We start from the raw sequence: 26,972 nt of genomic DNA on the forward strand, positions 1-26,972 counted from the left end.
AAATATAAAATAATTAAAGTTTATAATTTAGTGTCAAGAAGTAGTTAGAACCTCTTTTGTACTGCTGGAAAATGCCGTCTGCGTTCGTTATTTTATTATCTCTATTGGTATCTTGAATTAGTTTGAACGATTGGTTCAAAAGGTCTTGCACGCCAGCTTTGATCTCGATGTTTTTGAATGATTTCGAAACGTTCAGGTCTATTACGTTTCTAGGCATTTCAAATACATTTGAGCTCAATACGTTGTCGCCGATTACATATATTCTTTGGCCTATTACGTTATACATTACGTTTGCTTGTACACCACTTTTAGGCTCGCTGTAGAATAAACCAGCGTTTATTAAGTAAGGCGACTGACCTTGTAAGTATCTGTTGTAGTCTGAAAGTCCACCCGCGGTTACATTTGAATAAATCAAAGAGCTATTGAAAACTCCCATCAAATTTTTTGTGATGTTTTTACGAACTTCGAGCTCAACACCTTGAGAATAAGCCGACTCAGAGTTGGCCACCGTGAAGGCTACTGTACTTCCGTTATAAAATACCGCTGCTTCTATTGGGTTTTTGAATTTCTTATAAAAAGCTCCGATCGTAATCAACTCGCCTGTACTTGGGTAAAATTCATAGCGGATGTCGAAGTTTTGGATAGTAGCTACTTTGATGTCTTTGTTTCCTCTACGGGCTACGTCAAACACGAAGTCATAGTAAGTAAATGGTGCCAACTCTCTAAATTCTGGACGGTTTACTGTTGTTCCGTATCCAAATCTCAATACGTTTTTGGCATTGAAATTATAAGTAGCATTTACCGAAGGCAAGAAACTGAAGATCGGATTGTCTACGTCAACTTTAGCACCACCACCACGCTCGCGGCTTTGTAGCATTTGTTTGTTGTATTCCTCTCTGATACCAAATGTGGCGTTAAATTTCTCATTGATAGGTAAATACAAACTTGCGAAGCCAGCAGTTAAGAAGTTTTGAGCAGTGTATTTATCGTCGAAGTTAGTTCCTTCTGAGTAATACACTCTTGAAGATCTTAGGTTTTCGTTGTCAAAGAAGCTATTTGGCTCAAGTGAAAGCAACTCATTCGTTACACGGTTAGGGTTAACCACACCAAACCAACGTGCCTTGAAATATCTGTCCTTGTATTCGGTATAAACTCCTGTTTTCAAAACTTTGTTCATGGCTTCGTTGTCAGTCTTTTTACCCAAAACCACGTCATAGTTTACAGAACCGGTAATCACATACTCGTCCATGTTAGAGTAAAAACGAGCGGCTTGTTGTAAAGTTGGAGACTCAAACTGCTGTAAGTTCATTTTGAAAGGGCTGGCAGATCCCATCTCTCTCGACGAAGTAAATCTTCTAAAATCAGGCTCTTTTCTAATGGTGTATCCCAAAGCTCCAATCCACTTCAATTTTGCTTTTTCTGAAAGTTCATGCGTGCCATTCAATTGGCTTGAGAAAATACTTTTTTGTTCGTATCTAAACGACTGGTTGAAGATTTCCAAGTTGTTTTCCAAAAGATTACCTGTACGTGTAACCGTCTCTTTAGAAGCCATTTGGTTGAATAGATTTCTAAATTCTATTTTGTTTTTTGGGCTCAAAATCAAGGCCCAGTTGGTCATCGCACCTAACCTTACGTTGTTGGCGTATGATTGGTCAAAAAACTCGTTTGATTTGCTTCCGTCAAACAAAAATCTGTTCTGAACTACGCTTTGGTTGGTGTTTGTGTTCGAATAATTGACGTACGAAATGTTGGTCAATTCTTTATTTCCAAAGAAAAATCTTCTACTGAAATTGATATTTGCTCTGAAATCAGGATTGATGGTTTTGCTTGAAGCACTGTAGTATGGATTTAGGTCTCTAAAGTTTTGAATCATTTGCTCGTTAGACGCAAAGTTTATAACGTTTTTGGTGCTTGGGAATCCACTAGGGAGACTTCTGTAAGCTGCACCAAATCCAAGGGCATCAAGATTGCTTCCTGTGTAATCTGTAGTAGTTTGTCCTGTGGCGTTTGAACGGTAACCAATGGTGAAACCAGCAGAGATGTTGTTTCCGTCAGGAACAGTTTTGGTATAAATTTTTATAGCTCCACCCGCAATATCTCCTGGCAATTCAGCTGAAGGAGATTTATAAACCATCATTCTGTCGATAGCAGCACTTGGAATCAAGTCGAAAGAGAAAGATTTTACGTCAACCTCAGTAGAAGGTGTGATGATGTCGTTCAAAAGAACTGTGTTGTATCTCTCGTTTAATCCTCTGATTACGATGAATCTATCGTCAAAAATAGATACGCCAGGTACACGTCTAACCACTTGAGAGGCATCTCTGTCTTGTGTTTTCACGATTTGCTGAGAAGAAACCCCAACCGCAATATTTTGAATTTGTTTGATTTCCGAAATCACCGAAACTTCAGTGCCCGTCATTCTTTGGGCTTTTATCACAACGCCTTCCAGCATTTTGCTGTCGTCTTCCAAAATCGCATTTATCAATGTAGTTTTGTCTGATTCAATTCTTACGTTGTCAATTTCTCTTGGTGCAAAACCGATACTGGTGATGACGATTTTGTAGTTTCCTGCGGCTAATTTCGAGAAAACAAAGTTTCCTTCAATGTCTGTCATGGCTGCGAATGTGGTGTTGGCGATTTTTACTGTAGCTCCTATGGCTCCTTCGTTTGTAGTTTTCTCTTTTACATTTCCTTTAAGTATGCCTGACTGTGCAAAAAGTGCGGCAGAAACAAATAGTAATAATGTAGTAATTTTAAATTTGCTCATTGGTATTTTGAATTTCTAATTTCTTGGTAATTATGATTACGCCACAAAAGTAGAATCCCAATGTTAAGAGAATGTTACGCCAATATTAAGTTTGGATTTAGCATTATTGAAGTTCTGTAAGGTATTGATAATTAATAGATTGATTTGTTTTTTGGGCACATTCTTTTTTTGTATTTATCAGAAGGATTAGTTGTTGAAATCTATTTGTAGCATAATTGTAATGAAGTAAAAACATACATAGTGTGGTCAATTATCTTAAATCACTAATTTTTTTAGCAAAACGTACTAATTTCTTTCTCAGGTTCATTTTACAAAAAAATAAGCCTAATTTGCTAGCTTTAATTTTTACCTGATTTTAATTATGACTAAAACCACAGCCCTCAAAAAGTATTTTGGATATGATAGCTTCAGGCCGCTTCAGGCCGAAATCATTGACCATGTGTTAGACAAAAAAGATGCCTTGGTATTGATGCCAACAGGTGGAGGGAAGTCTGTTTGTTTTCAGATTCCAGCTTTGATAAATGATGGCCTCACTGTGGTTATTTCACCATTAATTGCCCTGATGAAAGATCAAGTGGAGGCTTTAAGGGGTAATGGAATAAAGGCCTCATTCTTGAATTCGAGCATTTCGAATGATGAGCAAGATGCTGTTTTTTGGGCAGCAAAATTGGGCGAATTAAAGTTGCTTTATATTGCTCCGGAAAAGCTTTTTGCAGGTAATATGGTGGAGAATTTCAAGAATCTTAATATTTCTCTTTTTGCAATTGATGAATCACATTGTATATCTTCTTGGGGGCATGATTTCCGTCCAGAGTATCGCCAACTTTCTATTTTAAAAGATCAGTTTCCAGATATTCCTGTCATAGCTCTGACTGCCACAGCCGACAAAGTTACCCGTAGAGATATTTGTAAACAGCTCCAAATTCCTGAAGAACACACGTTTATCAGTAGTTTTGATAGGCCAAATATAAGTTTGGAAGTATTACCAGGTAGAAAACGTTTGCAACAAATTCAGTCGTTTCTAAACAAAATACCTAATCAGTCTGGGATAATTTATTGTCTGAGTCGTAGATCCACCGAAACTGTTGCCGAAAGCTTAAACAAACTGGGATTTAAAGCAGAGGCTTACCATGCCGGAATAGCCGCCGACAAACGCTCAAAGATTCAGGAGAATTTTATCAATGATGAAACGCCCATCATTGTGGCTACTATAGCTTTTGGTATGGGTATCGACAAATCAAATGTACGATGGGTTATACATTATAATATGCCCAGCAATGTAGAGAGTTTTTATCAAGAAATTGGTCGAGCTGGCCGTGATGGCACGCCAGCTCAAACTTCTCTTTTTTACAGTTTTGCAGATATTATCACTCGGACAGATATGATAAAAAGTTCAGAACTGCCTGAAAACCAGAAAGAACTGATGTTGGCCAAATTGGATAGGATGAAACAATATGCTGAAGCTAATATTTGTCGTAGGCGGATTTTGATTAGTTATTTTAACGAAGATATAGGAAAGGACTGCGGAAACTGTGATGTTTGTAAAAATCCTCGGAAGAAATTTGATGCAACGGTTTTGGCTCAAAAAGCACTTTCGGCCATTTTCAGAACAAATGAGAAAATTGCTCTCACGATGCTGGTAGATATACTTCGCGGTAGTAAAAATCAAAGTGTGATTGGTAAAGGATATGATCAGTTGCCTACATTTGGCGTGGGGAAAGAGCTCAAATCTGAAATTTGGGTGGATTATATCTTGCAATTGTTGAACTATGGTGCTTTTGATATTGCTTACGACGAAGGCCATACTTTCAAGTTGAATGAGGTGAGCCGTCAAATATTGAAAGGTCAAAGAAAGGTTGAGATTTCAGAATACGTTTCACCGTCTGAGAGGCAAGCCGCGGAGGCAGAACAATTGAAAAGTACGGCAAGTAAATCAGAACAAATCAAGGGGGAGTTATTTGAAAAACTCAGAACACTCCGCAAGCAAATTGCAGATGCTATCGGTTCGCCTGCATATATCGTCTTTTCGGATGCCACATTGGTAGATATGGCGGCCAAAAAGCCGATTACCAAAGCACAATTTCTAGAAGTTTCGGGAGTGGGGCAAGAAAAATTCAAGCGTTTCGGTGAGGCATTTATCAAGGAAATATTTGAGTTTGTAAACCAAAACAAAGAATCAGCCGCAAGAATGGGCAAAGGCTTGACCCAAGCAGTTTCTTATCAATTGTATCAAGATGGCTATTCGGTAGAAGAAATCGCCCAGCAACGTGCCATTGCCCAATCTACAGTGATTTCTCATCTCATAAAAATGAAAGAAGATGGTAATGAGATAGATTTATCGGTATTGATTGATGCTTGGGATTTAAACGCCATCAAAGACGCCATTGAAGAAATTGGATTCAAAAAAGGTGATGGCATAAAAACTATCTTCGAACACTTTGAAGGCAACATGGGTTATGAAAAAATCAGGCTCGCTTTATGGTTATTAAATTTGAGCTAAAAATATTTAAACTATTCAATATAAGTTAGTTGTATTTTCTATAATTCGCCAGGCTGTGTATGATTTTATATGATTTGGCGAAGTATAGTCTTTTTTTTTAATGAATGTTGTCTCAAGTTCCACTTTCGCTCAACTCATTGCTCATCCCTTTTAGTTCATTATATTCCTCCAAATCACTCTTGAAATTTTCTTTGTGGCGTTTTTTGAAAGCTCCCATTTTGAAAGCTAAAAAGTACAAAGCCAAAGAAATTGCCATGGGTATTGCGGTGTCTAGCAAACCTTTTTGAAGGCCATGTTTTTCTATTTTCGGAGGTAAAAAAGATAGAGGAATCAAAAAGCCGATAGAAAAAAGAATGATACCAAACCATTTTTCGTAGGTTTTATTTTTGTCATAAAAATCTAGAAGGCCTCTCAGAAATGTGCCAATATTTTTATTAATGAGCGGGGTATTTATTATTTTATAATACTGTGTTAAATTAATGAAAGCCACAATGATCCCCATCAAAAGCAGTAGAAATGGAAGAAATTGAATCTGATATTTGAAATCAAACGGATTGCCGAAAAGGATGCCCAACATAACTCCAGCCTCGATGATTAGCAATACAAAGAAACCAAAATACTGTTTTTTCAATCGCTCTACTCTCGAAACCGACCTTTGCTTTATCATACTTTCTATCAATTTTTGGGTGATGGTTTGAGCTGACATTATTTTTTTGTCATATATTCCCCAAGCTGTTTTTAGTTCTTCTAATTCCATGATTATCAATTGGTTTTAATGATTTTACCTAATTTCTGTTTGATTCTATTGAGTTTCACCCCCACATTGGTTTTACTAGTGCCAACGATGTCCGTTATTTCGTCATAATTCTTTTCGTCTAGATACAACATAATGATTGCTTTTTCGATTTCTGTCAATTGCTGAATCGCTTGATAAAGAATATTTACATGTTCGTTTTCAATGCTTTCCATAGCTGGTATTTCAAAGTCAGCCTCAGAAATCGACTTGTTCGGTTTGTTTTTGCCTTCTTTTCTTAAACTCGTGAGGGCGGTGTTCAGAGCTATTTTGTAAATCCAAGTAGAGAGCTTTGATTCATTTCTGAAATTGGGGTAGGCTTTCCAAAGTTGTATCACAATTTCTTGGAAAAGGTCTTTTCTGTCTTCGCTTTCATGACAATAGAGGTGGCAAACTTTATAAATTATTCCTTTATGTTGATCGATAAGTCCAGTAAATTCTTTTTCCATTCCATTCATTTTTTACAATTAGTAGATTTTTTGGACTAAAACTTACACTTTTTTGAAAATATATTTTCTCCGAAGCATTGAGCTCACAATATTTTTCTTTTCAAATGTAAGCTATTTTGAGATTTTAAAACATCAGAAATCTTGTGCAGGGAGTCAGGGCTAAGGTACAGCGTAAATGGGTATTTATTTTCTGTGTAAACCTCTAAGCATTTTTCGGTATTGCATAGGAAGAAGATAAAACTTCAGTTGGCTAACTGGCCAAAGGTTTTTGGTATGTTTGTAAAGTTTGGTGAGTGTGGAAAGATCAAGAATCTCATATTCATTATTTGCTTTTTTCAATTCTTTGGGCAAAAGCATATCTTGAACAGCCAGTAGAATTGAAAACCTCAAACTACCCAAATGCTTTCTGTAGGCATCAAAAAGCTCCATTGTGAGCTTGGAATTGGCATAATTTTGGTGAAGATGTGCTTGTCTTTGAACTTGCCACTCAACAAAATTCTCAGGCAAGTTTTCAATTCCCATTTGTAAACCTACTCTGCTGAAAACGTCGTAAATCTCGTTTTTTTCGTCATCCGAAAGCGTTCGATGGAGCAATTCATAAGCAGATATCGTGTGGGCTACCAGCATAAAAAGTACATCTTGATACGCCCAGTTTGGGATGCTAAAACCCCTATCATTTTCTACGTTTTTGTGGATAATTTTCATGTTTTTCAAAGTCTTTTCCGCACTGCTTTTTTTTTCAAAAATGATTTTTTGTGCATAAACTACTGTAGAAAATAGTCTACCAATGGGATCGTTTGGAAGCTTTCCGGTAAAAAATAACCAATCTACGGACTTGCTTTTGGCAAATTCGCCAGCACTGGCACCAAAAATAAATAGAATGCAATCAGCATCGCTCCAAATTTGCCGGACTATAGAATCAGTTTTTACGAAAGTTTCCATTAGGTTTATTTTCTTGAAGTTTCCAATTGAAGTTTTAGAAATAGTTTGATGATTTCGAAGTTTTCTACTAGCAAAATGAAAACAAAACCCAAAGTGTAAGCGAGAATGTCGAGCCATGAAAATGAGCTACCTAGCACTACTGCTAGTACTTTGTATTTTGCCCAACCAGTAATTTCCAAGAACTTAAAATACTGTAATGTTTCGATAAAATACGCTATAAATAAGCTAATTAAGGCTATTATGAAAGTATTGTCAAATACGATTCTCAGTCCAGAATAAACGAATATGACTGCCAAGAAATCTCCGAAAAACGGCCGAATGAATTGGTCGCGTGCGAAAACAGCAATGACGATTTCGATGGCTAGAAGTGCTAATGCTAAAACTAAATATTTTGAGTTCAGGGTCATTTTATTTGATATTTTGAAGTTTGTAATCCATCAAGTTCCAAGAAAGCCAGGTGTAATTCTTACTCTCTTTTTTATACCATTTGTAAGAATTCAGATCTTCCTTTTTCAGCTCTGGGCGGTATTTCTGAATGGTAGGAATCGCATGAATTGAAAGGCTTTTTACATATTCCATATCACAATTGGGCCTTTTGAGGTTGTTTTCAGCAATGATTTTATCAAAATCGACAAAACTTAGAATCAAGAACGTCAGCATAAAAGCCCATGAATTTGAAATAAACAGGAAATTGATATTTAGTTTTTTGATAATTTTCCAAGTAATTGTAAATAAGCCTATTAGGGTTAAGGTAATAAATACGCATACACCAATTCTTTTGTGAGTAAGCCCATACATTTCTACATATTTGTAGTTTCTGATAAATACCGAGCCAATAAGTATGGCGTTTTGGGCTATCCAAGCAATGGCAAACGAGACCAAAAGCTTGTTTCTTTTGTGGAAATTAAGTTGGCCTTTGAAGAAGAAAACAAGAACGCTGATAGAAATTATCACACTGATAATCAATAGATAAGTGCCAGAATGAACCAATTTTGACATTTCGACTGCACTTGTTTCTGAAAAATTGAACCAGAGGTATTGGATGTCAATGAAGTTTACACTTAGCAGGAGAGCATTTAGTATCAAGAGGCTGATTGTGGCTGTCTGAAACATTTCGTTTTTGATTTCCTCGGCTGGTGCTTTTATAGATATGTTTTTGTCTGTGAAATAATTTTGTCCAAATCGGAGATTTCGATTGAAGAACACGCCTGCCAAAACTATATAGCCAAATACAGTAAAAACTGTTCTTGGAACTGAAAATGTGGGGAATTCTTTGAAAAATGTTTCTAAAGCATTTTGTAAAAACAAGGTTTTTTCAAGAAAAATTGGGTTGGCATTTTGGAACAATAACAGGAATACAATAAATAAAACCAAAGGAAGAATACTGATTTTTATGATTTTTATGATTCGGTGGAGTATCTCAGATTTTGGTGCTATTCCTTCGAATATATTCGAAATAGGAGCAGTTAAATGCCTTATATTCAATATTATATTAATAAAAAACACCAAACCTGCACTCACTGCAGAATTTATTTCGGGTAATAAACTATATCCTATAACGACGCCCATTATTAAGATATTTAAGAGAATGCTCACATCGGTATTGATTAATAGCACCGAAATGGATGAGAGAAATGCGGTAGTCAGTAATATGGTGGTTTTCTTGTTTTTGGGCATTTGTGGATAACTAAACCCTAACAATAGAACGTCGAAAAGGAAGAGATTTAGTCCAATGTTTTCTTGCCAAAATATGAAATAGTAAGTAATTAGACAGAAGAAAAACGAGATAGTTTTTAGATTTTTCATTGATACTTAATTTAATTAAAAAGTACTTTTAGTTGCAAAGTAAATTTAGTTAAATAAAACCCTTTCGGGTTTAGGATTAAAAGTACTTTGTATTGCAAAGTGAAATAAATTAAATCTCTTTTCCAAAATAAATCTATCTTTTTTTCTAAATAGAATTTAGAATTTTAATATTAAGTGCATTAATATTTTGAAAATCAGTGTTTTACTTTTTTTAATATAGCTTTTGAATAAACTTCAAAATCTTTGTTTGGCTCGGCGATTTCGAAAATTTCTTCAAATTCATTCTCATTTTTGAAATGGTATGTTTCTCTAGCCCTATATCCGTTTGGGATATTTTCTATTTCTTCACTGATAAAAATGATATGCTTTTTGTCCGAGGAAATACTTTCCATTGTGTATTTATTGACAAATCCTTCAATATGAAACTGACGTAATTTGAATTTTTTTTGGCCTTTATCGTAGCTTATAAATCCTTGGTCTTGGTGTACTTCGCCCATTGGGAAATTCTTACTTGGCGGATAAGAAGACTCGTTTTTTACTTCAATGTAATTGCTGTTTAATACGAGTTCATAAGTTCTTTTATACTTTCCCTTGCCAGATTCTCCCTCACCTTCGCCTTCCCACTCTCCCAAAAAAGTCTTCATGGGTAACCAAATACTGTCTTTTTTAGAAATTTGAGCATTCGAAAATATTGGGAGAAAGAATAATAGAAGAATTGTTTTTTTCATAGGTCTGTTGTTTGAAAATCTAAATTACAGTAATTTCTTTTTGTTCCAAAAAATCATTTACCGAAGAAGACACTTCAAGTATTATGCTTTTAATAGATCCGCTATCTTGCTTGAAATAAGCTCTTTCTGAGCTTTCGAGGTGCTTATTTCTTTGGCTTTTTTTAAGTATTCAATGGCTATTTCTTTGTTTTTTTCTTTATTAAACTCTGCCAAAAGACTGAAATAGAATGGATTAGTTTCAAGTTTTAGTTTTTCTGCTTCCACTTTTGCTACCTCATTTCCATAAACTTTTGACAATGCAAAGGTGCGATTGAGAGCGGCAATCGGTGAATATTCCTGAAATAATAGCAAATTGTAGAGTTTGAGTACATGTTCCCATTTTTCTTTGGTGTCTTGTTTATGGGTCATCCAATAGGCCAAACTAGCTTCTATGTGATATTTTGAGGCGGTTTCGCCTTTGGTGGCCAGATGCAGATGAACAATGCCCTTGTCTATTAGCGATCTGTCCCAGTTGTTTTCGTCTTGATTTTGGTATAAAATCAATTGACCATTTTCGTCTTTTCGGGCATTCAGCCTTGAACTGTGAAAGCACATTAAGGCATAAAGGGCATGTATTTTTGGGATTTTGTCTGCATAGTTTTCAAGGAGTAATTCCAGCAACATCATGGCTTCAGAACATAACTCTTTTCGGATTATATTATCCTGATTTTCAGAATAATAACCTTCATTGAAAAGCAAATAAAGTGTCAACAAAACCGTGTCTAGCCTTTCTGTAATCTTGCTTTCTTCTGGAAACTCTATCTTTATTTTTTCAGACTTTAGCTTTTCTTTTGCCCTAAAAAGTCGTTTATTGATGGTTTCTTTGTTGCTAAGAAACGCTGTAGCAATTTCGTGTATTCCAAATCCGCAGAGCGTTTTTAGGGCAAGTGCAATCTGCGATTCCCTCGAAATACTTGGATGACAAACAGCAAATAGCATTTGCAATTGACTATCCGAAATATTCCTTTCGGACAAATCTATTTCGGTAGAAATTTCTGAATTTTGAAAGATTTCTAGTGTGATATTGTTCTCAAAATTGCTTGTTCTGGCGATGTGATTTTTGGTTTTGTTTTTGGCTACTGCGTAAAGCCAAGCTTTGGGGTTATCAGGAATTCCTTTGTAAGGCCATGTTTCTAAAGCACTTAAAAATGTGTCAGAAACAATATCTTCAGCTATTTCCATGTAATCTATACCGAAATGCTTGTTCAAAACAGCCGAAATTTTTCTCGATTCTGTTCTGAACAAGTGTGGTATAAGCTTTTCGGTATTCATAAAATGCTGACGCTGAATTTCTTCAAGTACTTACTTAAAATCATGTTTAGCCACTTTTCTAACTTCCAGAGTATTACCAGGCCCTTGTAATACTGGACTTCCTTTGGCAAATTCTACTGCTTCTTCAACAGACTCGGCCTTTACTATCACGTAGCCGCCGATGGTTTCTTTTATTTCGCCAAAAGGGCCGTTGGTTACTACTCCGCCATGACCCACCACTCGGGCGTCGTCAAACGAAAGGCCGTTGCCAGTTTCTAATAGTTTTCCTTGGGCGGCTATTCCACCAAGCCAATCCATGGTTTGTTGCATCCAAGCTTGCATTTGCTCTGGTGAAACTTGTCCGGTAGCATTTTCATGCCTCATAATCAATACATATTCGTCCATATTTTTTTTGTTTTATGCCTAGAAGACAATCCGAAAGTATGAAATAGGACAAGAAATCTGAAAATTTTATTCTTTCTTTTTCAAAATATAGATTTTCTGATATTTACCGTCTTGATCCTCTATTTTGAGACCTTTTTTAGAGAAGGTTACTTCACCCAATATATCGAGATTTTGATTAGAGAAAATGGCCATTACTTTTTTTGAGTCTGATGTTGATTTCAAACCGGTGGAATCTTTATAATCGACACTAAATCCAAAATTGGTAATTCTCCACTTTCCTTGGTCTATAATTTCATTATTTCGGTTTTTTAATTCAAAAGTTCGGTTGCTTTTGAAATTAACGATGGAGGTTTCAAGATAATCTATTTTAATTTTATTCCTTTTTTCTAGAAAATAGGCTTGTTCAAATTTCCATTCCCCTATTGGTAATTCATGAAGTGGTTTACTCGGAAAGAGTAAACTACATGAAGTCAAAATTGGGAGAAGAATAAGGAATTTGAGATTTTTCATTTTTAAAAAAATATGGTAATTGCTTGGAAATGAGACGCTTTTTTTTGTTTGATAATACAATATTGATTCTTTGTTATTCCACAAAGTTTCACGAAGGATACACAAAAGACACAAAGAAAATGCTATTTTGGGGATAAAAACCTTTGTGAAACTTCTTGCCTTCTTCGTGAAACTTTGTGGTATAATTTACTTTTTATGTTTTTAAAAGTTTGATAAAATTATAGAGACTCTTTTGCGTTTTGATAATTGAAGAAATCAAAATATAGAATTTCGGTCAACTAATTTGTTTCCTCCTCTTAATCCTAATCGGGTTATACCAAAGCCAAAAACCGCTGAATGACAACAAAATAAGGCTCAATGATGCAGCCGAAGTATAGAAAAGTTTGAATTGGTCACTAGAGGTTTTTATGAAATAATCTACAATAGAACCATCGTGTATTTTTTCAATAAAGTCTGATTTTCTCGTACTTATGGAAAGTATCTCGGCGGTTTTGCAATCGAGTTGGAGTTCTGTAAAATGTTGTGCAAATACAATTTTGGCTATTCCTTTTTGCGGACGGATATCTATTCTGTCTATTTCGTCCGCTTTCTTCAACATGTTTCTCGAGTATGCTTTTGCCACGGTTACAAGACTATCAATTTTTAGCCATTCGGTACTGACCTCGGTGGTTCCTTTTTGTGTTTTGGGTAGAAGTGCAGTTTGTTTTTTCCAGCCTAAAAGAAGTCCTGTAACTCCAATTAAAAACATCACTAAAAACATCGGCACAGCCAGCCATTTGTGTATTTTTCGATAAAAACGGGTTTGTTTGGAGATGTCTTGATTCGACATGAAGTATTACTATGTTTTGGTAAATTATGCAAATAATCTTTTTTCAAATATAAAACGGAGCTTTAATCACAAAACTCCGTTTTATAAAAATCCAATTTTAATTAATCCCACTTAGGCAAAGATCCTTGAATATAAGGTATTTTGCTATTTTCTAGGCTTTTCTGAAGCTCATTCATGTTTTTATCGAGTTCAGACACACTTTTATAGGTTTGTCCGAAAAGTTTTTTAGCATAAGCCAAGCCTTGTTTTTGGGTGGTAGTTGGCTCAGTAGAATGACCATACATGCCAAATACAATCGTTCTTAATCGGTCAGAAATACCTGGTAATACTTCAAACTGGTGTTTTTCCAAGGCTTCGTTGCCGTTTAATTCCAAGTTTATCTTCTGGAATTCACGCTCCATCTGGGTCAAAGTGGCCATGCTTTCGAATTTCGAATTTGGATTGGCCAGCATAGCTGCCTTCAGTGCTTTGTGTTTGTCTTTCAAAAAAGACACATGCTCGCTGGTGCCATAAACCACTCTTGCAAAGTCTTTTACGTCAATTGCGAAGCTTTGTAAAGCTTTATAATCCTGAACAGGCAAAGTTGCCCAGCCCAAGCTTTTTACCTCAAATGGCTCAGCATCAGTCAAAGTTTTTACAGTATTTCCGTCAAAATAACTCAATTGAGCTGCATATTTTCCAGGAATGACAGGAAAGCCATCGTTGGCTCCTGCGTTATTTTCAGTGTTTATGGAGAAACCATTAGAAGTACTGAAATTCCACAAAAAATCATTCATTCCCTTTTTTGGTTTTACCTGATATCTTCGGACTGTGTTTTGTTTGTCATCGGTGATAGTGAGGTAATAAGCACCCAAAATTTCGTTTTCTTCGGCCACGATAGAGTCCAAACTTGGATAGCCTTTTAACTCCCCTTTGGCTATCAAGGCTTTTTCGCTTTCTTTCCGTTTATCTTTCAAAGATTTTGGCGTTTCCTTTACAAAATATCGGATGCTAGCACCTATTGGTGGATTTTCAGCAGTATAATAACTGTCGCCTTGTGTACCCGTTCCTCTGCCGCCAAGAGGGTCTTTTTGGTTGAAAGCCCATTCTGATTTTATTGGAAATATCATGGCTTCTTTTCCTTCTGTTTTTGAAATGGTACGCATGGCTGCATAGTTGTCAAGAACATAGAAACCTCTACCAAATGTGGCCAATACCAAGTCGTTTTCTCTTCTTTGTATTTCCAAATCTTTGATGGCTATCACTGGCAAATTGTTTTTCATCTGCGTCCAAGTTTTACCACCATTTAGGCTTGCAAAAAGGCCAAATTCAGTTCCAGCAAAAAGCAAGTTGCCGTCTACATGGTCTTCAGCAATGGTATAAACTGATCCGCGTTCTGGCAAGTTACCACTGATGCTAGTCCAAGTTTTTCCACCATCTGTGGTTTTGGCCAAATAGGGTTTAAAATCACCATAACGGTGGTGGTTAAATACCACATAAGCTGTGTTTTTATTGTGTTGCGAGCAGATAACTTGTGGCACATAACTCATGGCAGGTATGCCCGGAATGTTATCTATTTTTGTCCACGTTTTACCTCCATCAGTGGTTACTTGCACCAAACCATCATCTGTCCCAACATACAGTATATTTTCATCCAATGGACTTTCTGATATAAATGTAGATTGGCCATAGATAGACGTACTGGTGTTTTTTTGTACGGCATCCATGCTCCAAACTTTGTCCATATACGGCAATTTGTTGCGGTCTATTTGTCGGCTCAAATCTCCCGAAATTAACTTCCAAGAGTTTCCTCTGTCGTCTGACCTATAAATTTTGTTCGCACCAAAATAAAGTCTTTTTGCATCATATTTGGATACCAACAATGGGGAGTCCCAGTTCCACCGAAGTGCTGGCTCACCCTCCAAAGGCACGGGTTTGATGTCTATTTGTTCGCCTGTTTTTTTGTCGAAGCGTATCAGTCCGCCGTGCTGCCATTGAGCATACACTATATCAGGATTGCTCCAGTCCACTGCTGACTCAAATCCATCGCCTCCTACTGTAAGGTACCAGTCATTGTTGGTGATTCCAGCCTGATTGTTGGTTCGACTCGGGCCAGCAAAACTGCTGTTGTCTTGTGTGCCGCCATAAATATTATAAAACGGGAATGCATTGTCAAGAGCCACTCTATAAAACTGTGTGATGGATAAATTCTGCTTAAAATGCCAGTTTTGTCCCAAATTGAAGGATTCATACAAACCGCCGTCGCCGCCCATAAAAATATGTTGGTTGTCTTTTGGGTCTATGGTAATGATGTGGTTATCGACATGGATATTTTGGTGGTTGAGATTCACCCAAGTTTTACCACCGTCGTTTGAATATTTAGAATACACATCGCCTACAAATATTCTGTCAAACTGAACGGGATCAGGGTAGATTTTGCCATAATATAGACCAGAAGAAGCATAAGAGCTCATTTTTACCCAACTCGCACCGCGGTCAGTGCTTTTGTAAGAGCCATTGTTGCCCGTTGTAGCCTCCAAATGAGCATAAAGTACATCGGTATTTATCGGCGAAATGGCTATAGCAATACGTCCGATGTCGCCTCCTGGGAAACCATTGTTGATTTTCTTCCAAGTGGCACCGCTGTCTGTACTTTTATAAACAGCACTTTCTGGGCCTCCTGATACATAGCCATAACCTTTGCGTTGACGCTGGTGAGCAGAGGCGAACAAAACAGATGAGTTTTTGGGATCCATCACGATATCGGCTACTCCGGTGTGCTCACTGATTTTCAATACATTTGCCCAAGTTTTGCCGCCGTCGGTAGATTTGTAAACGCCCCTTTCGCCGCCACTATTCCACAGTGGGCCATAAGCTGCTGCATAAATGATATCTGAGTTTTTGGGATCTATGATGATTTCGCCAATGTGCTGCGAGTCTTTCAATCCCATGTTTATGAAACTTTTGCCACCATCTTCCGACTTGTAGATGCCGTCCCCATAGCCCACGCTACGTTGGTTGTTGGCTTCGCCGGTACCTACCCACACCACATTGTGATTTTGCGGGTCGAGCGTGACACAACCTACCGAAAAAGCCCCATAGTTTTCAAAAATGGGCTGAAATGTTGTACCGCCATTGGTAGTTTTAAAAACCCCTCCTGAGGCCACAGCTACATAATATTCAGAGCTTTTGTTTGGATTATGGGCCAAATCAATGATACGTCCACTCATAAAAGATGGGCCAACCGACCGAAACTTGAAGCCAGAAAGATCAGGTCCTTTTTCGGTGACAACAACTTCTTTGGGTTTTTCAGTCACAGCAGCCGTCTTTTTCTTTTGGCCAAAAGTGCAAAGGGTTGCAAAAATTAATAATAGGGCTAAGTGTTTTTTCATAAGAGAGGTTTAGAATGGTTTGTAAATGAATATTAAAGGTAAAGAATTTTCTGTTTGGGGCAAAGGGGTGGGTGGGAATTGGTTTTTATTTGTGGAATTGTGAAATTATTTCCATGAACTAGATTTTTAAAGCTGAGGAGAAAATTAGATTCGTTTTCATATATTCGAATAATATTTTACTAAATCATCAATTAGATCTTAAATAATTTACACAATGCCGTTTGTAAAAGTTTATATCCATTTTGTTTGGGGTACTAAAAATAGAATCCCATTTCTCAATACTAAAGAGTTGAGATTGACTGTTTGGAATCATATCCGCGAAAATGCTCGTGAAAAGGGTATTTTTATAGATTTTGTGAATGGATATTCTGACCATTGTCATTGTTTGGTGTCTTTGGGTGTGGATCAAAGTATTCAAAAAGTAATGCAGTTGATTAAAGGAGAATCTTCATTTTGGATAAATAAAATGAGCTTGACTAAGGAAAAATTTGAATGGCAGGATGAATATTTTGCTGTCTCTGTGTCTGAATCCATGATTGATAGGGTAAGAGATTACATCAAAAATCAAGAAGAGCATCATTCTAAAAAATCATTTCAAAAGGAGTATGAAGAGTTTGTAGAGAAATTTAGATTTCAAAAATTTGATGGCTAAGATTTTGGCTAAAGCCAAATAATGATAATCATATTTTATCCTCCAGATAAATCTGGAGGCAATTCAACAATTGCAATAATTCAAAATCATGATAATTTTATTCAAAGAATGATTGAATAGGAATGCGGCTTTAACCTTTTTTAAGATTTTGGCTAAAGCCTAAAATGGATTTCATCATTTAAATTATCCTCTAGATAAATCTGGAGGCAATTCAACAATATCCATGATTCAAAATTTATTTAGAGGATTCAATGAATAGGAATGTGGCTTTAGCCCATTCCAAAATGAATTTATTTTAAAAGGTTGATTATGAATAGGAATGCGGCTTTAGCCCATTCCCAGAAATAAATTATCAATCAAAATTTAGGCTTTAGCCAAATTATTGAGATCACAAAAATAAAAATGACCCTGAATCCAAGTTTCAGGGTCATTTATTTCATCTAAAATAATTCAAAATCAAATATTTACAACGCCGTCCCCACCTTTTTCTGCTTCAAATTAATGGCGGGTAATTGGTTTTGTTTTACCATGTTGTTGAAGGCTGGTACGTCTTCGTCGACAATCTTTTTGAGTTTTTCGGAGGTCTTGTCTATTTTGCTGCTGATGTCGTTGAACACATTGTGAGAGGCCTTGGTTGGTTTTGTATCGGCACTGCTCACTACACCCGCTATTCCCGCTATTTTGTCGTTTAAGCGGATAGGGTAGGCCAACAAATCCTGCACGGCTTTGGCTTTGTTTTGCAATAAACTCTGCTCCAAATCGTCCAAATTTTTCAGCATCGGCTTGGTTATTTTCTGGAAATTTGAAATAATAACCGTATCTTTTACCGCCTTCATATATTCGGTAACTGCCTTGCGTATCTCTCTGATATCGTTGATGTTGCGGTGCGACTCATCCAATTTTTTGTGAATTTTCATCAACAAATCAAACTGAGCTTTAAAGTCGGCCTCGGTGGCATCTACCCTTGGGTCTTTTTTGATTTCGGCAATTTCTTCTTTCACCAATTTATCTCCCAAAATCATCCTTATTTTATATTGCCCAGGCACTACTTTTGGTCCCGTGGTATTTCCTGCCCACATTGGTGCTTTTTCGCCTTGTATTTCGGTGGCGTCTGCGTATCGCATGTTCCACACAAATCTACTAAGTCCCGCAGTGGTGCTTACACTGTTTGGTTTTGGTGCATCAGGGTTTTCGTAAAAATCTTTCGAAACCTTAAATGGCTCGCCTTTGAGGTCTTTTTTGCTCGAAAACGTAATGATGGTATCATTACTCATCGTTAAAAACTGCAGCTTTAATTCTTCTTTTGGCGTTTCTTTTAGGTAATAATTCACCAAAACTCCATTGGCGGCATTTTTACCTTCGTCCAAAGGTGTGCCTCTGCGGCCTCCGTCGCCTCCTTCCATTCGATAAGCATGACGTGGTTTGAAAAGGTGTTGGTCGGCCATTGCTAAGCCGTCCTTTATTTCGTGCAAAGGCGTGATGTCGTCTAGAATCCAGAACGATAAACCGTGCGTAGCCACTACCAAATCCTTCTCCCTTTCGTGAATTTGCAAATCTCTGATGGGTGAAATCGGCATATTGAGGTTCAATGGATTCCATGATGAACCATCGTCAAAAGATACATAAATGCCTCTTTCGGTGCCCGCATAGAGTAGTCCTGGTTTATTTGGGTCCTCGCGAACTACTCGTGTATATTCATCAGCCGGAATTCCTTTGCTGATGCTTGTCCAAGTTTTACCATAATCTGAAGTCTTGAACAAATACGGTGTTCTGTCGCCAAACATGTATCTTGTTGCCGCCAAGTAGGCTTTACCTTTCTCAAAATCTGAGGTATGAATCATCGACATCAAGGCCAAATCCCCTAACTGTGAGGTTGGTAAAGTGATATTTGTCCAGTTTTTACCGTTATCTCGTGTTACGTGTAAATATCCATCGTCAGAACCCGCCCAAATGTTTCCTTTTTCAAGTTTTGATTCTGCCAAAGTAAAAATTGTTGCGTAAATCTCAGCTCCTGTTTGGTCCAATGTAATAGGTCCACCTGTAGCTCCAGTAGTTTTCGGGTCGTTTCTGGTCAAATCCGGACTGATAATTTCCCATGAATGGCCTTCGTCGTGGGTAACGTGAACATACTGCGAGGTGCAATATAATCGGGTATTATCATGTGGTGAGAAAATGATAGGATAAGTCCATTGAAAACGGAATTTCTTTTCAGCAGAAGTATGTCCCATGTTGTTTTCGGGATAAACCATGATGTTTTGCTCCTGACCGTTTTCGGCGTTTTGCTTTGTCAAATATCCGTCATAAGAACCTCCATAGGTTATTTTGGAGTTTTTAGGGTCAATGGCTATGTATCCAGACTCACCACCTGCTACTGAATACCAATCTCTTATGCCGATGGAATTGCCGTTTGTGCGACTGGCGATTCTGACCGTAGAGTTATCTTGTTGTGAACCGTAAATGTTATAAGGAAAGTCATTGTCGAGGTGAACATGGTAAAACTGAGAAGTTGGAATATCCACATCAGAAAACGTAATACCATCATTATAAGTTACTTCCGCTCCACCATCGTCGGCTATAATGAAGTTTTCGGGATTGTTGGGATTTATCCAAACGTCGTGGTTATCGCCATGGTGAACTCTGATATTTCTAATGGTTTTGCCGCCATCGGTTGATTTAAAGGCATTAACATTCAAAATGATTACGCCATCCACATTTTTTGGGTCAGCCTGAAGATTCATATAATACCATGGACGTTGCCAAAGGTTTTTGTCATCATTTACCAATCTCCAGGTCTCACCGGCGTCGTTAGAAGTGAAAAGTCCACCTTTTGCATTTTCGATTAGTGCATACAGTCGGTTTGAATTAGCTGGAGAAACTGCCACCCCGATTTTTCCTAAAAGACCTTTCGGCATACCCGGTTTTTCATTTAATGAAACCCAAGTATCGCCGCCATCAACCGATTTGTACAATCCGCAGCCTTTGCCACCACTGCTCATGCTGTGGCCATTGCGATAAGCTTGCCAAAGTGTGGCGTAGATTATGCGAGGATTGTTGGGGTCAATACGTACATGGTAGGCTCCAGTACTATCGTTTTTAGCCAAAATATGTTCCCAAGTTTTGCCGCCGTCTTTGCTTCTAAAAACTCCACGCTCTTTGTTAGGTGCAAATGGATTGCCCACCGCAGCTACGTAAACCAGGTTTTGATCAGTTGGATGCACTTCGATAGTGGCTATGGCATCTGCTTTTGGCAAACCAATGTGTTTCCAGCTTTTGCCTGCATCGGTAGATTTGTACATGCCGTCGCCGTAGCTGATATTGCTACGCATATCGGCCTCGCCCATGCCTACATATACCACGTTGGGGTCTGAAGGTGCCACGGCAATGGCTCCGACAGAGCTAGATTTAAAGGTACTATCGCCAGTATAAGCCCAGTTTTGACCTCCATCGGTAGTTTTCCAAACGCCACCACCTACTGCTCCATAGTAGTAGGTCATTGGCTGATCTTTGTGACCAGAGACGGCTAACGATCGTCCGCCACGAAATGGCCCAATATTTCGCCATTGCAGGCCATCGTAAAGTTTTTTATAATCTTGTTTGGGTGATTCAACTGCAACCGGTTCAGTAGTTTTTGCTTTTTTCTTTTGGGCGAAAATGCCACTGCTCATGGTTAGAAGGAGAATCAAAAAGGAAATTTTTTTCATAGTTTTTGATTGAAGGTTTTTAAGAAAATAAAAATAGTATTTTTTTATTGAAATTCTTTCTTGATTCGACAAATTGAAGTTTAGAGGAGGTCGAAGCAGGGTAAAGTATCTTCAAAAAATCAAATGGAGGTCAATTCGCCAAACCTGCTTCAGCAACCAGAATTAAAAGTGCAAGTTTGATGGCCAATGGCCCAGTTTCGTCATTTAAATACCATTCGTCTAGGGCATGGGCGTTGTCTGATTTGCCACCTCTGCCTATTGTTACGGCTGGTATGCCCAACGAAATAGGAATATTAGAGTCTGTTGAGCCTCTGGTAAGCGTTGGTTGAGCATTGAAATAGGATGTTGCTGCAATGGCTTTCAGAATCAATGGAAGGTTTTCACCCAATTCACCCGAGGGCCTTTCACCAATTTTGTCTAAAACCAAGGTCAACTTATCTCCTTTCTTTACGGTTTTGTTATAGTCTTCGAGTGCTTTTTGCATTTGTTCTTTCAAAATCCTTTCTATGCCCAATAGCTTCTCAGGGCTTACCGAACGCATATCTATTTCCATCCAAGATTCGAAAGGAATGGAGTTTACGGAAGTACCGCCACCTATTCGACCCACATTGTAGGTTGTTTTAGGTCCATTGGCCACATAAGCACCTGCTGCTGTATCAATATAGTCGATGGATTTACCAATGGCATGATGGGGATTGGCCACACCAAAAGCACCCCAAGAGTGTCCTCCTGGGCCTTTGAAAGTAACTTTATAACGCAAGGAACCCAAAGCCATGTTGTTAATTCTTCCTAAATCACCGCCATCAATGGCAATATAAGCGTCAATTTTACGGTTTCCGTTTTTGAAAAGGTGCTTTACACCTCGTAAATCGCCCAAGCCTTCTTCACCCACAACGCCTGCAAATAGCACATCCGAAGAAGTGTTGATTTGAGCTGTATTCATGGACTTCATAACTGCTAATACCATGGCTAACCCGCGTGTGTCATCTCCAATACCGGGTGCATAGAGTGTATCTCCATGTTTTTTTACTTTAACATCAGTTTCAAGTGGAAAAACAGTATCTAAATGGGCTTCTAAAACTACGGTTCTACCTCTTGTTTTACCTTTTCTTAGTGCCAAAACATTGCCAACTTCATCTTTCCAAATAGAATCTGCACCGGCGGCTTTTACCATTTGCATAAACCTTTCCCCTCTTTTTTGTTCCATAAAAGGAGGGGCAGGAATTTCCGTCAATTCCACAAGGTCTCTCATGGTTTGTGGTTCCAAGCTTTGTATTACTTCAAAGGCTTTTTGTACTTTTTTATCTTTACCAATGGCTTCTATTTGGTTTTTGTAAGCAGCTTGCACCGAGACATTTTTCTCATCTTGGGCTTTTGTTTGAAAATATAGCACAATGAATAGTGCAAAAAGAGAAAGTTTTTTCATGGGTAAATTTGGTGCTTGATAAAATGTTATTTCAAAGATAAGAAATTTATCTTTTTCAATGCAAAGGGCGTTTTTTAATCATACCGCCTTTGGTGTCTTTTACGCTGTTCATTACTACAAAAGCACTGGGTTCTATTTTCTCTATTTCAGAGTTTAGTTTGTTCAGTTCGAGCCGAGTTATAACCGTGTAAAGGATGTCGGTTTCTTTCATTTCACCTCTTTTACCATAGCCACTTTTGCCGCTGTAAACCGTTACGCCTCTACCCATTTTATCTATAATCATCTGTCTTATTTCTTCGTTTTTATCCGAAACCACCGTTACGCCAATGTATTCTTCGAGGCCTTCTACTATAAAATCGAGGGTTTTAGATGCCGCCAAGTAGGTTATCATGGAATAAAGGGCGATTTCCATTCCTAAAAAATAAGCTGCAGCACCAAAAATCATTACGTTGATGACAATGATAATGTCGCCTATGGTGGTTCCAAATTTACGGCTCAAATAAATGGCCAAAACCTCGGTACCGTCTATTACGGCTCCTCCTCTGATAGCAAAACCAATGCCCGCTCCCAAGAAAAAACCGCCAAAAATAGCCACCAGTAGATTGTCATTGGTAATGTTTGGAAATGTTACTGTGGCCAATACCAATGCCAAACCCGATATAGCCAATGCTGTTTTTATGGCAAATTGACGACCAACTATTTTGTAACCCATCAGAATAAATGGCAAATTGATGCTCACTATGAGGTAAGAAAGGGGTATTTTGGTCAAGGCCGAAATCAATAGAGATATGCCGGTAGCTCCACCGTCAATGAAGTGATTGGTAAGTAAAAAGCCCTTGAAACCAAAGGCTGCCGAAAAAATGCCGATGGTTATTAAAATGGTATCTTTCATTAGTCTTTTTGAAGGTGTCATGGTTGATGCACTAGGCGTTGGTTTAATAAAATAATGGTTTTGAGGGAATAAAAATTCCATGAAAGCACATTAGACCAACGTCACGACCTTTTTTTTCTTACACTCCAATGACCGATTTTCTTAAAAAAGGCAAAATTTGGGATTTGAAAAATTCCTTTGATTACTCCACAATGGTTCTAAACGTAAGGTTTACTCTTGGCTTAGAAACCAACTTTGTAGGTGGAAGGCGATGTAGCCAGTGTGTTTGGGTGGTGTCTTTCATGACTAGCAAACTGCCGTGTTCGAGTATAAGGTCTATTTTCTCTTTAGACTGTTTGTGTTTGAATGCAAATTTACGTTCCGCTCCGAAACTGAGCGAGCCTATGGCCCCATTTTTTTTCAGGTCTTTTTCGCCATCGCTGTGCCAAGCCATACCTTCATCGCCTGAATGATAAAGGTTTAGGAGGCAAGAATTGAAGGTTTCTCCTGTTTCTTTTTCTATTAATTCTTTCAGCTCTAAAAGCTCCTTGGTCCACAAAAGTGCGTGCTTGGTGGTGTTGGAGTAGGTATATTCAAATGGTTTTTCGCCGTACCAAGCCACTTTGCGTTTGGTGATTATCTTCTTGCCAAAAATCACGGCTTCGTCGTTTCGCCATTCAATGTTTTCCAACAAAGCCTTGAGATAGTAATCGGCTGATTCATGATTTAGTAATTTTCCAAAATAATTTACGGTGCCCTCATAAGGCAACCAGTTTTTCGTAGCATCGGGTTTATAATCGAACAAGTCCATTTTTCCAGATTTTATATTTTTCTTTTAAACAATGACCGCAGGGTCTGAAATTCCTTTCTAGTGCTTCTTCTTCCGATCCAAAGAACACTCTATTCTGTTTTTTCATTCTTTTGCCAGATTTGCAGCCGAGGGTTCCATAGATTTTTAGGTTTAAATTTCCGCCCAAACAAATTTGCTTTTGTCTGATTTGATTGTGTAAATCTAAGGAGTTTATGTCGGAATGTTTAATCATTTTCTCAGGTCAGTGCATCATGAAAAATTATACCCAAAGTATGGCGTTCTCCACTTTGCACTTCGCTTACGCCGTGTTTCATGTTTACTCTATAATAGCCCTTTGAGCCTTTTATAGGCCTGAAATTTGTCGTAAAAACCAACATATCGCCTTTGTTTGGTTTCAAAACAATGGCCTTAGATTGGGCTCTTGGGGTCTGTTGTGTAAGTACAAACTCGCCGCCCGTATAATCCTCATCAGGCTGGTTTAGAAACATAACCGTTTGAATGGGAAAAAAGACATCTCCATACAAATCTTGGTGTAAAGTGTTATGTCCACCTTTTCCGTATTTTAGTATCAAAACCGTCGGTTTAAACTGATTGTTTTCATGGCATTTTTCTAGCATTTCTTTATGTGTTGTCGAGAATTCTATGTCAATTTTCAGAACTTTAAACCACAGATTTGCTATTGGGGCAAGTTTTGGGTAAATCAAGGTACGAATATCTGAAATAATGCTAGGAAGTGGGTATTTGAAATATTTGTATTCTCCTAGTCCAAATCTGTAGCGTTCCATCACCACGGTTTTGCGATAGAGGTCAGGGTTTTCGTAAGCATTTTTGAGCTCTTCGCATTGGGTAGCCGTCAGCATGTTTGGGATAATCGCATATCCTTTTTCGTGCATCGATTCTGAAAATGCTGACCAATCAATGCTTTCTAATTTTGTGGTCAATTCTGGGTTTCTCATGTGTATATTAATTTCTCGCAAAGCCGCTAAGACACAAAGGTTACTTGGTTTTTTCAAAAGGTTTTAGGGCATTATTCTATTGAGTTATGCCATTTTCGCACTTTCCCAGCCAATGATAGCCGTTTTTCGGGTGGTTCCCCACATGTATCCACCCAAATTGCCCGAAGATTGAATGATGCGGTGGCAAGGAATTAAAAACGCCACAGGATTGCTCCCGATAGCCGTTCCAACCGCTCTGGAGGCATTGGGTTTCTCTATTTGCTGTGCTACTGAGCCGTAGGTGGTCAATTGCCCCATTGGTATTTTCAAGAGTGTTTCCCAAACTTTTAACTGAAAATCCGTGCCCTTCAAATGAAGTTTTACTTGTTTGAGTTTGCTCCAATCATTTTGAAAGATAAAAAGGGCATTTTGTTGCAAAATATCTAGTTTTCTATTGAAAATAGCTTGTGGAAAATGACTTTGGAGCGTTGCTAAAGCCGTTTGTTCATCATCATAAAATGCCATGTGACAGATACCCTTTGTGGTGGAGGCCACCAGAATATTTCCAAAAGGGCTTTCGGCAAAGCTAAAATTTATTTCGAGGTTTTTTCCACCATTTTTATATTCTGCTGGGCTCATTCCTTCGATATTGATAAACAAATCGTGCAGCCGGCTTGTGCCAGAAAGGCCGGTTTCGTGAGCTGTGTCAAAGATTGATGTCTGGCTTTCTTTTAACAGTTTTTTGGCGTGTTCAACCGTAATGTATTGCAAAAACTTCTTCGGACTTGTGCCAGCCCACTCACTAAAAAGTCTTTGAAAATGAAAAGGACTCAGGTGTACTTTTTCGGCCACTTCGTCAAGGTTGGGTTGAGCTTTAAAATTTGTTTTGATAAAATCTATAGCTTCGGCAATTCTATCGTAGTTCAGTTTGTCTTGCGTTTCCATTTTGTCAATTTTGATGTTACAAATGTCTGAATACTTTCACAATCAGAAAATCCGATTCTTGCTAAGATTTGTGGGTATGAACTTTTTTTGGAGTTAAGTACATGCTGATGTGTGTAAGAGTTTGTTTACAAATAGCCTAGTTTTTTTCAGTCTAAAGTCATTTTGAGGCCTTTGTTATTCGATATAACAAAAATAGTATATGGGTAGTAAATCTATCGAAATGATTTTTGGATTTTATGTGGAAAACTTTATATATTTGATTTTTACAACAGATATGAATACTATTTCGGTCGAAGAATTTTATGAGGGAATCAATGTGCCGCTGCCAGAAGGCTTCAAAAAAGAAATCGGACACTTCAATGTTTTTGCGATTGATGATTTTATAAGAAAGCTTCGAGAGAAAAACCTGATGCTTTACGACCGCCGGGCATATTATAAAATCAGCCTTATTGTCGGTAAAAATCGTGCCGAATATGCCGATAAAGTGATTGATATTGAGCACAATGCTTTACTTTTTGCCACTCCCTTGATTCCTTATCATTATGTGCCACAAGATATCAACCAAAGTGGGTATTTTTGTGTGTTCACACCTGAGTTTATTCACAAAAACAAAACAGGAATGGCGATTGACGAACTACCGATTTTTCGTTCAGATGGTTTTCCTATTTTTCAGCTTTCAGAGGATAATGTAGCAGAAATAATGGATATTTTCGAGAAAATGCACCGAGAAATAGCTTCTGACTATGTTTATAAATATGATTTGCTACGCAATTACGTTCTAGAACTCATCCATTATGGACAGAAATTGCAGCCCGTAACGGCTTTGTATTCAACCCACAACGCCGCTTCAAGGGTCTCTTCTTTGTTTTTGGAATTGCTCGAAAGACAATTTCCGATAGAGTCGCCTCAACAAAAGCTCAATTTGCGAACTGCTAAAGATTATGCCAACCGTTTGGCTGTTCATGTCAATCACTTAAATAAAGTTTTGAAAGAAAATGTTGGCAAAACTACGACTGAAATCATCACGAGCAGAACAACTCAAGAAGCCAAGATTTTACTCCGACAAACCGATTGGAATATCTCCGAAATTGCCTATTCGTTGGGTTTTGAAGAAGTGGCTCATTTTTCGAATTTTTTCAAAAGACAAACTTCCATTTCACCTGCTCAGTTTAGATTATGAATATTTGAATTTTGCAAATAATGATTTCTTATTTGCAAACATCTGATCCGTTATTTACTGC

General features: G+C 37.8%; 22 protein-coding genes. 3 read left to right on the top strand and 19 right to left on the bottom strand.

Annotated features, from left to right (window positions below):
* Positions 1-13 precede the first annotated feature (13 nt).
* Complete coding sequence (locus EGI26_RS12725) at positions 14-2,767, bottom strand: TonB-dependent receptor (RefSeq protein ID WP_255078828.1); 2,754 nt, start codon at positions 2,765-2,767, stop codon at positions 14-16.
* A 361-nt stretch (positions 2,768-3,128) separates the two neighbouring features.
* Between EGI26_RS12725 and recQ the strand changes: the two genes are divergently transcribed.
* Entirely contained in the window at positions 3,129-5,267 is a 2,139-nt protein-coding gene (gene recQ / locus EGI26_RS12730) for a DNA helicase RecQ (protein ID WP_255078829.1), read from the top strand.
* A 112-nt stretch (positions 5,268-5,379) separates the two neighbouring features.
* Here the strand turns inward: recQ and EGI26_RS12735 are convergent, their stop codons facing one another.
* The 11 genes from EGI26_RS12735 to EGI26_RS12785 all read right to left on the bottom strand — a co-directional run bounded on the left by EGI26_RS12735 (position 5,380) and on the right by EGI26_RS12785 (position 16,390).
* A complete protein-coding gene (locus EGI26_RS12735; protein ID WP_255078830.1) occupies positions 5,380-6,024 on the bottom strand; it encodes a hypothetical protein in 645 nt (214 codons plus the stop codon).
* Between the two features lie 5 nt (positions 6,025-6,029).
* A complete protein-coding gene (locus EGI26_RS12740) occupies positions 6,030-6,509 on the bottom strand; it encodes an RNA polymerase sigma factor (protein WP_255078831.1) in 480 nt (159 codons plus the stop codon).
* A gap of 183 nt (positions 6,510-6,692) precedes the next feature.
* The gene (locus EGI26_RS12745) at positions 6,693-7,451 is read right to left on the bottom strand and encodes an oxygenase MpaB family protein (protein WP_255078832.1); all 759 of its coding nucleotides are present in this window, start codon (positions 7,449-7,451) and stop codon (positions 6,693-6,695) included.
* A gap of 5 nt (positions 7,452-7,456) precedes the next feature.
* The gene (locus tag EGI26_RS12750; protein WP_255078833.1) at positions 7,457-7,858 is read right to left on the bottom strand and encodes a DUF2809 domain-containing protein; all 402 of its coding nucleotides are present in this window, start codon (positions 7,856-7,858) and stop codon (positions 7,457-7,459) included.
* 1 nt (position 7,859) lies between these two features.
* Complete coding sequence (locus tag EGI26_RS12755; RefSeq protein ID WP_255078834.1) at positions 7,860-9,257, bottom strand: DUF4173 domain-containing protein; 1,398 nt, start codon at positions 9,255-9,257, stop codon at positions 7,860-7,862.
* 194 nt (positions 9,258-9,451) lie between these two features.
* Entirely contained in the window at positions 9,452-9,985 is a 534-nt protein-coding gene (locus EGI26_RS12760; protein WP_255078835.1) for a heme-binding beta-barrel domain-containing protein, read from the bottom strand.
* 81 nt (positions 9,986-10,066) lie between these two features.
* The gene (locus EGI26_RS12765) at positions 10,067-11,296 is read right to left on the bottom strand and encodes an RNA polymerase sigma factor (RefSeq protein WP_255078836.1); all 1,230 of its coding nucleotides are present in this window, start codon (positions 11,294-11,296) and stop codon (positions 10,067-10,069) included.
* Positions 11,297-11,326: 30 nt separating this feature from the next.
* Positions 11,327-11,680, bottom strand: coding sequence for a YciI family protein (locus tag EGI26_RS12770; protein ID WP_255036283.1), 354 nt, complete (start codon positions 11,678-11,680; stop codon positions 11,327-11,329).
* A 66-nt stretch (positions 11,681-11,746) separates the two neighbouring features.
* A complete protein-coding gene (locus tag EGI26_RS12775) occupies positions 11,747-12,190 on the bottom strand; it encodes a hypothetical protein (RefSeq protein WP_255078837.1) in 444 nt (147 codons plus the stop codon).
* A gap of 274 nt (positions 12,191-12,464) precedes the next feature.
* Complete coding sequence (locus EGI26_RS12780) at positions 12,465-13,019, bottom strand: PepSY domain-containing protein (RefSeq protein WP_255078838.1); 555 nt, start codon at positions 13,017-13,019, stop codon at positions 12,465-12,467.
* 101 nt (positions 13,020-13,120) lie between these two features.
* Entirely contained in the window at positions 13,121-16,390 is a 3,270-nt protein-coding gene (locus EGI26_RS12785; protein WP_255078840.1) for a glycosyl hydrolase, read from the bottom strand.
* A gap of 214 nt (positions 16,391-16,604) precedes the next feature.
* Here EGI26_RS12785 and tnpA point away from each other — a divergent pair, with 214 nt between their 5' ends.
* The gene (gene tnpA, locus EGI26_RS12790) at positions 16,605-17,042 is read left to right on the top strand and encodes an IS200/IS605 family transposase (RefSeq protein ID WP_255078843.1); all 438 of its coding nucleotides are present in this window, start codon (positions 16,605-16,607) and stop codon (positions 17,040-17,042) included.
* A 464-nt stretch (positions 17,043-17,506) separates the two neighbouring features.
* On the opposite strand, the gene EGI26_RS12795 is transcribed toward tnpA, so the two are convergent.
* The 7 genes from EGI26_RS12795 to EGI26_RS12825 all read right to left on the bottom strand — a co-directional run bounded on the left by EGI26_RS12795 (position 17,507) and on the right by EGI26_RS12825 (position 25,731).
* The gene (locus EGI26_RS12795; RefSeq protein WP_255078844.1) at positions 17,507-20,743 is read right to left on the bottom strand and encodes a VPS10 domain-containing protein; all 3,237 of its coding nucleotides are present in this window, start codon (positions 20,741-20,743) and stop codon (positions 17,507-17,509) included.
* Between the two features lie 130 nt (positions 20,744-20,873).
* Positions 20,874-22,169, bottom strand: coding sequence for a M20/M25/M40 family metallo-hydrolase (locus EGI26_RS12800; RefSeq protein WP_255078845.1), 1,296 nt, complete (start codon positions 22,167-22,169; stop codon positions 20,874-20,876).
* A 55-nt stretch (positions 22,170-22,224) separates the two neighbouring features.
* Entirely contained in the window at positions 22,225-23,082 is an 858-nt protein-coding gene (locus EGI26_RS12805) for a YitT family protein (RefSeq protein ID WP_255078994.1), read from the bottom strand.
* A 160-nt stretch (positions 23,083-23,242) separates the two neighbouring features.
* Positions 23,243-23,851 carry an alpha-ketoglutarate-dependent dioxygenase AlkB gene (locus tag EGI26_RS12810; protein WP_255078847.1) on the bottom strand — a complete coding sequence of 203 codons (609 nt, stop codon included), beginning with the start codon at positions 23,849-23,851 and terminating at the stop codon, positions 23,243-23,245.
* Positions 23,832-24,083 carry an Ada metal-binding domain-containing protein gene (locus tag EGI26_RS12815; RefSeq protein WP_255078848.1) on the bottom strand — a complete coding sequence of 84 codons (252 nt, stop codon included), beginning with the start codon at positions 24,081-24,083 and terminating at the stop codon, positions 23,832-23,834. The genes EGI26_RS12810 and EGI26_RS12815 overlap by 20 nt, the downstream gene beginning before the upstream one ends.
* A gap of 4 nt (positions 24,084-24,087) precedes the next feature.
* Positions 24,088-24,807, bottom strand: coding sequence for a 2OG-Fe(II) oxygenase (locus EGI26_RS12820; protein WP_255078850.1), 720 nt, complete (start codon positions 24,805-24,807; stop codon positions 24,088-24,090).
* 84 nt (positions 24,808-24,891) lie between these two features.
* A complete protein-coding gene (locus EGI26_RS12825) occupies positions 24,892-25,731 on the bottom strand; it encodes a methylated-DNA--[protein]-cysteine S-methyltransferase (RefSeq protein WP_255078851.1) in 840 nt (279 codons plus the stop codon).
* A 199-nt stretch (positions 25,732-25,930) separates the two neighbouring features.
* Here EGI26_RS12825 and EGI26_RS12830 point away from each other — a divergent pair, with 199 nt between their 5' ends.
* On the top strand, positions 25,931-26,911 hold the full coding sequence (locus EGI26_RS12830) for a helix-turn-helix transcriptional regulator (protein WP_310587959.1): 981 nt from the start codon (positions 25,931-25,933) through the stop codon (positions 26,909-26,911).
* The last annotated feature ends 61 nt before the right edge of the window (positions 26,912-26,972 follow it).

Source organism: Lacihabitans sp. CCS-44, from assembly GCF_024343735.1.
Lineage (GTDB): Bacteria > Bacteroidota > Bacteroidia > Cytophagales > Spirosomataceae > Leadbetterella.

What these genes read in the sequence shown, in the direction of transcription:
- EGI26_RS12725 (WP_255078828.1), bottom strand. Translation starts at nt 2,767, where the DNA reads ATGAGCAAATTTAAAATTACTACATTATTACTATTTGTTTCTGCCGCA.
- recQ (WP_255078829.1), top strand. Translation starts at nt 3,129, where the DNA reads ATGACTAAAACCACAGCCCTCAAAAAGTATTTTGGATATGATAGCTTC.
- EGI26_RS12735 (WP_255078830.1), bottom strand. Translation starts at nt 6,024, where the DNA reads ATGGAATTAGAAGAACTAAAAACAGCTTGGGGAATATATGACAAAAAA.
- EGI26_RS12740 (WP_255078831.1), bottom strand. Translation starts at nt 6,509, where the DNA reads ATGGAAAAAGAATTTACTGGACTTATCGATCAACATAAAGGAATAATT.
- EGI26_RS12745 (WP_255078832.1), bottom strand. Translation starts at nt 7,451, where the DNA reads ATGGAAACTTTCGTAAAAACTGATTCTATAGTCCGGCAAATTTGGAGC.
- EGI26_RS12750 (WP_255078833.1), bottom strand. Translation starts at nt 7,858, where the DNA reads ATGACCCTGAACTCAAAATATTTAGTTTTAGCATTAGCACTTCTAGCC.
- EGI26_RS12755 (WP_255078834.1), bottom strand. Translation starts at nt 9,257, where the DNA reads ATGAAAAATCTAAAAACTATCTCGTTTTTCTTCTGTCTAATTACTTAC.
- EGI26_RS12760 (WP_255078835.1), bottom strand. Translation starts at nt 9,985, where the DNA reads ATGAAAAAAACAATTCTTCTATTATTCTTTCTCCCAATATTTTCGAAT.
- EGI26_RS12765 (WP_255078836.1), bottom strand. Translation starts at nt 11,296, where the DNA reads ATGAATACCGAAAAGCTTATACCACACTTGTTCAGAACAGAATCGAGA.
- EGI26_RS12770 (WP_255036283.1), bottom strand. Translation starts at nt 11,680, where the DNA reads ATGGACGAATATGTATTGATTATGAGGCATGAAAATGCTACCGGACAA.
- EGI26_RS12775 (WP_255078837.1), bottom strand. Translation starts at nt 12,190, where the DNA reads ATGAAAAATCTCAAATTCCTTATTCTTCTCCCAATTTTGACTTCATGT.
- EGI26_RS12780 (WP_255078838.1), bottom strand. Translation starts at nt 13,019, where the DNA reads ATGTCGAATCAAGACATCTCCAAACAAACCCGTTTTTATCGAAAAATA.
- EGI26_RS12785 (WP_255078840.1), bottom strand. Translation starts at nt 16,390, where the DNA reads ATGAAAAAACACTTAGCCCTATTATTAATTTTTGCAACCCTTTGCACT.
- tnpA (WP_255078843.1), top strand. Translation starts at nt 16,605, where the DNA reads ATGCCGTTTGTAAAAGTTTATATCCATTTTGTTTGGGGTACTAAAAAT.
- EGI26_RS12795 (WP_255078844.1), bottom strand. Translation starts at nt 20,743, where the DNA reads ATGAAAAAAATTTCCTTTTTGATTCTCCTTCTAACCATGAGCAGTGGC.
- EGI26_RS12800 (WP_255078845.1), bottom strand. Translation starts at nt 22,169, where the DNA reads ATGAAAAAACTTTCTCTTTTTGCACTATTCATTGTGCTATATTTTCAA.
- EGI26_RS12805 (WP_255078994.1), bottom strand. Translation starts at nt 23,082, where the DNA reads ATGACACCTTCAAAAAGACTAATGAAAGATACCATTTTAATAACCATC.
- EGI26_RS12810 (WP_255078847.1), bottom strand. Translation starts at nt 23,851, where the DNA reads ATGGACTTGTTCGATTATAAACCCGATGCTACGAAAAACTGGTTGCCT.
- EGI26_RS12815 (WP_255078848.1), bottom strand. Translation starts at nt 24,083, where the DNA reads ATGATTAAACATTCCGACATAAACTCCTTAGATTTACACAATCAAATC.
- EGI26_RS12820 (WP_255078850.1), bottom strand. Translation starts at nt 24,807, where the DNA reads ATGAGAAACCCAGAATTGACCACAAAATTAGAAAGCATTGATTGGTCA.
- EGI26_RS12825 (WP_255078851.1), bottom strand. Translation starts at nt 25,731, where the DNA reads ATGGAAACGCAAGACAAACTGAACTACGATAGAATTGCCGAAGCTATA.
- EGI26_RS12830 (WP_310587959.1), top strand. Translation starts at nt 25,931, where the DNA reads ATGGGTAGTAAATCTATCGAAATGATTTTTGGATTTTATGTGGAAAAC.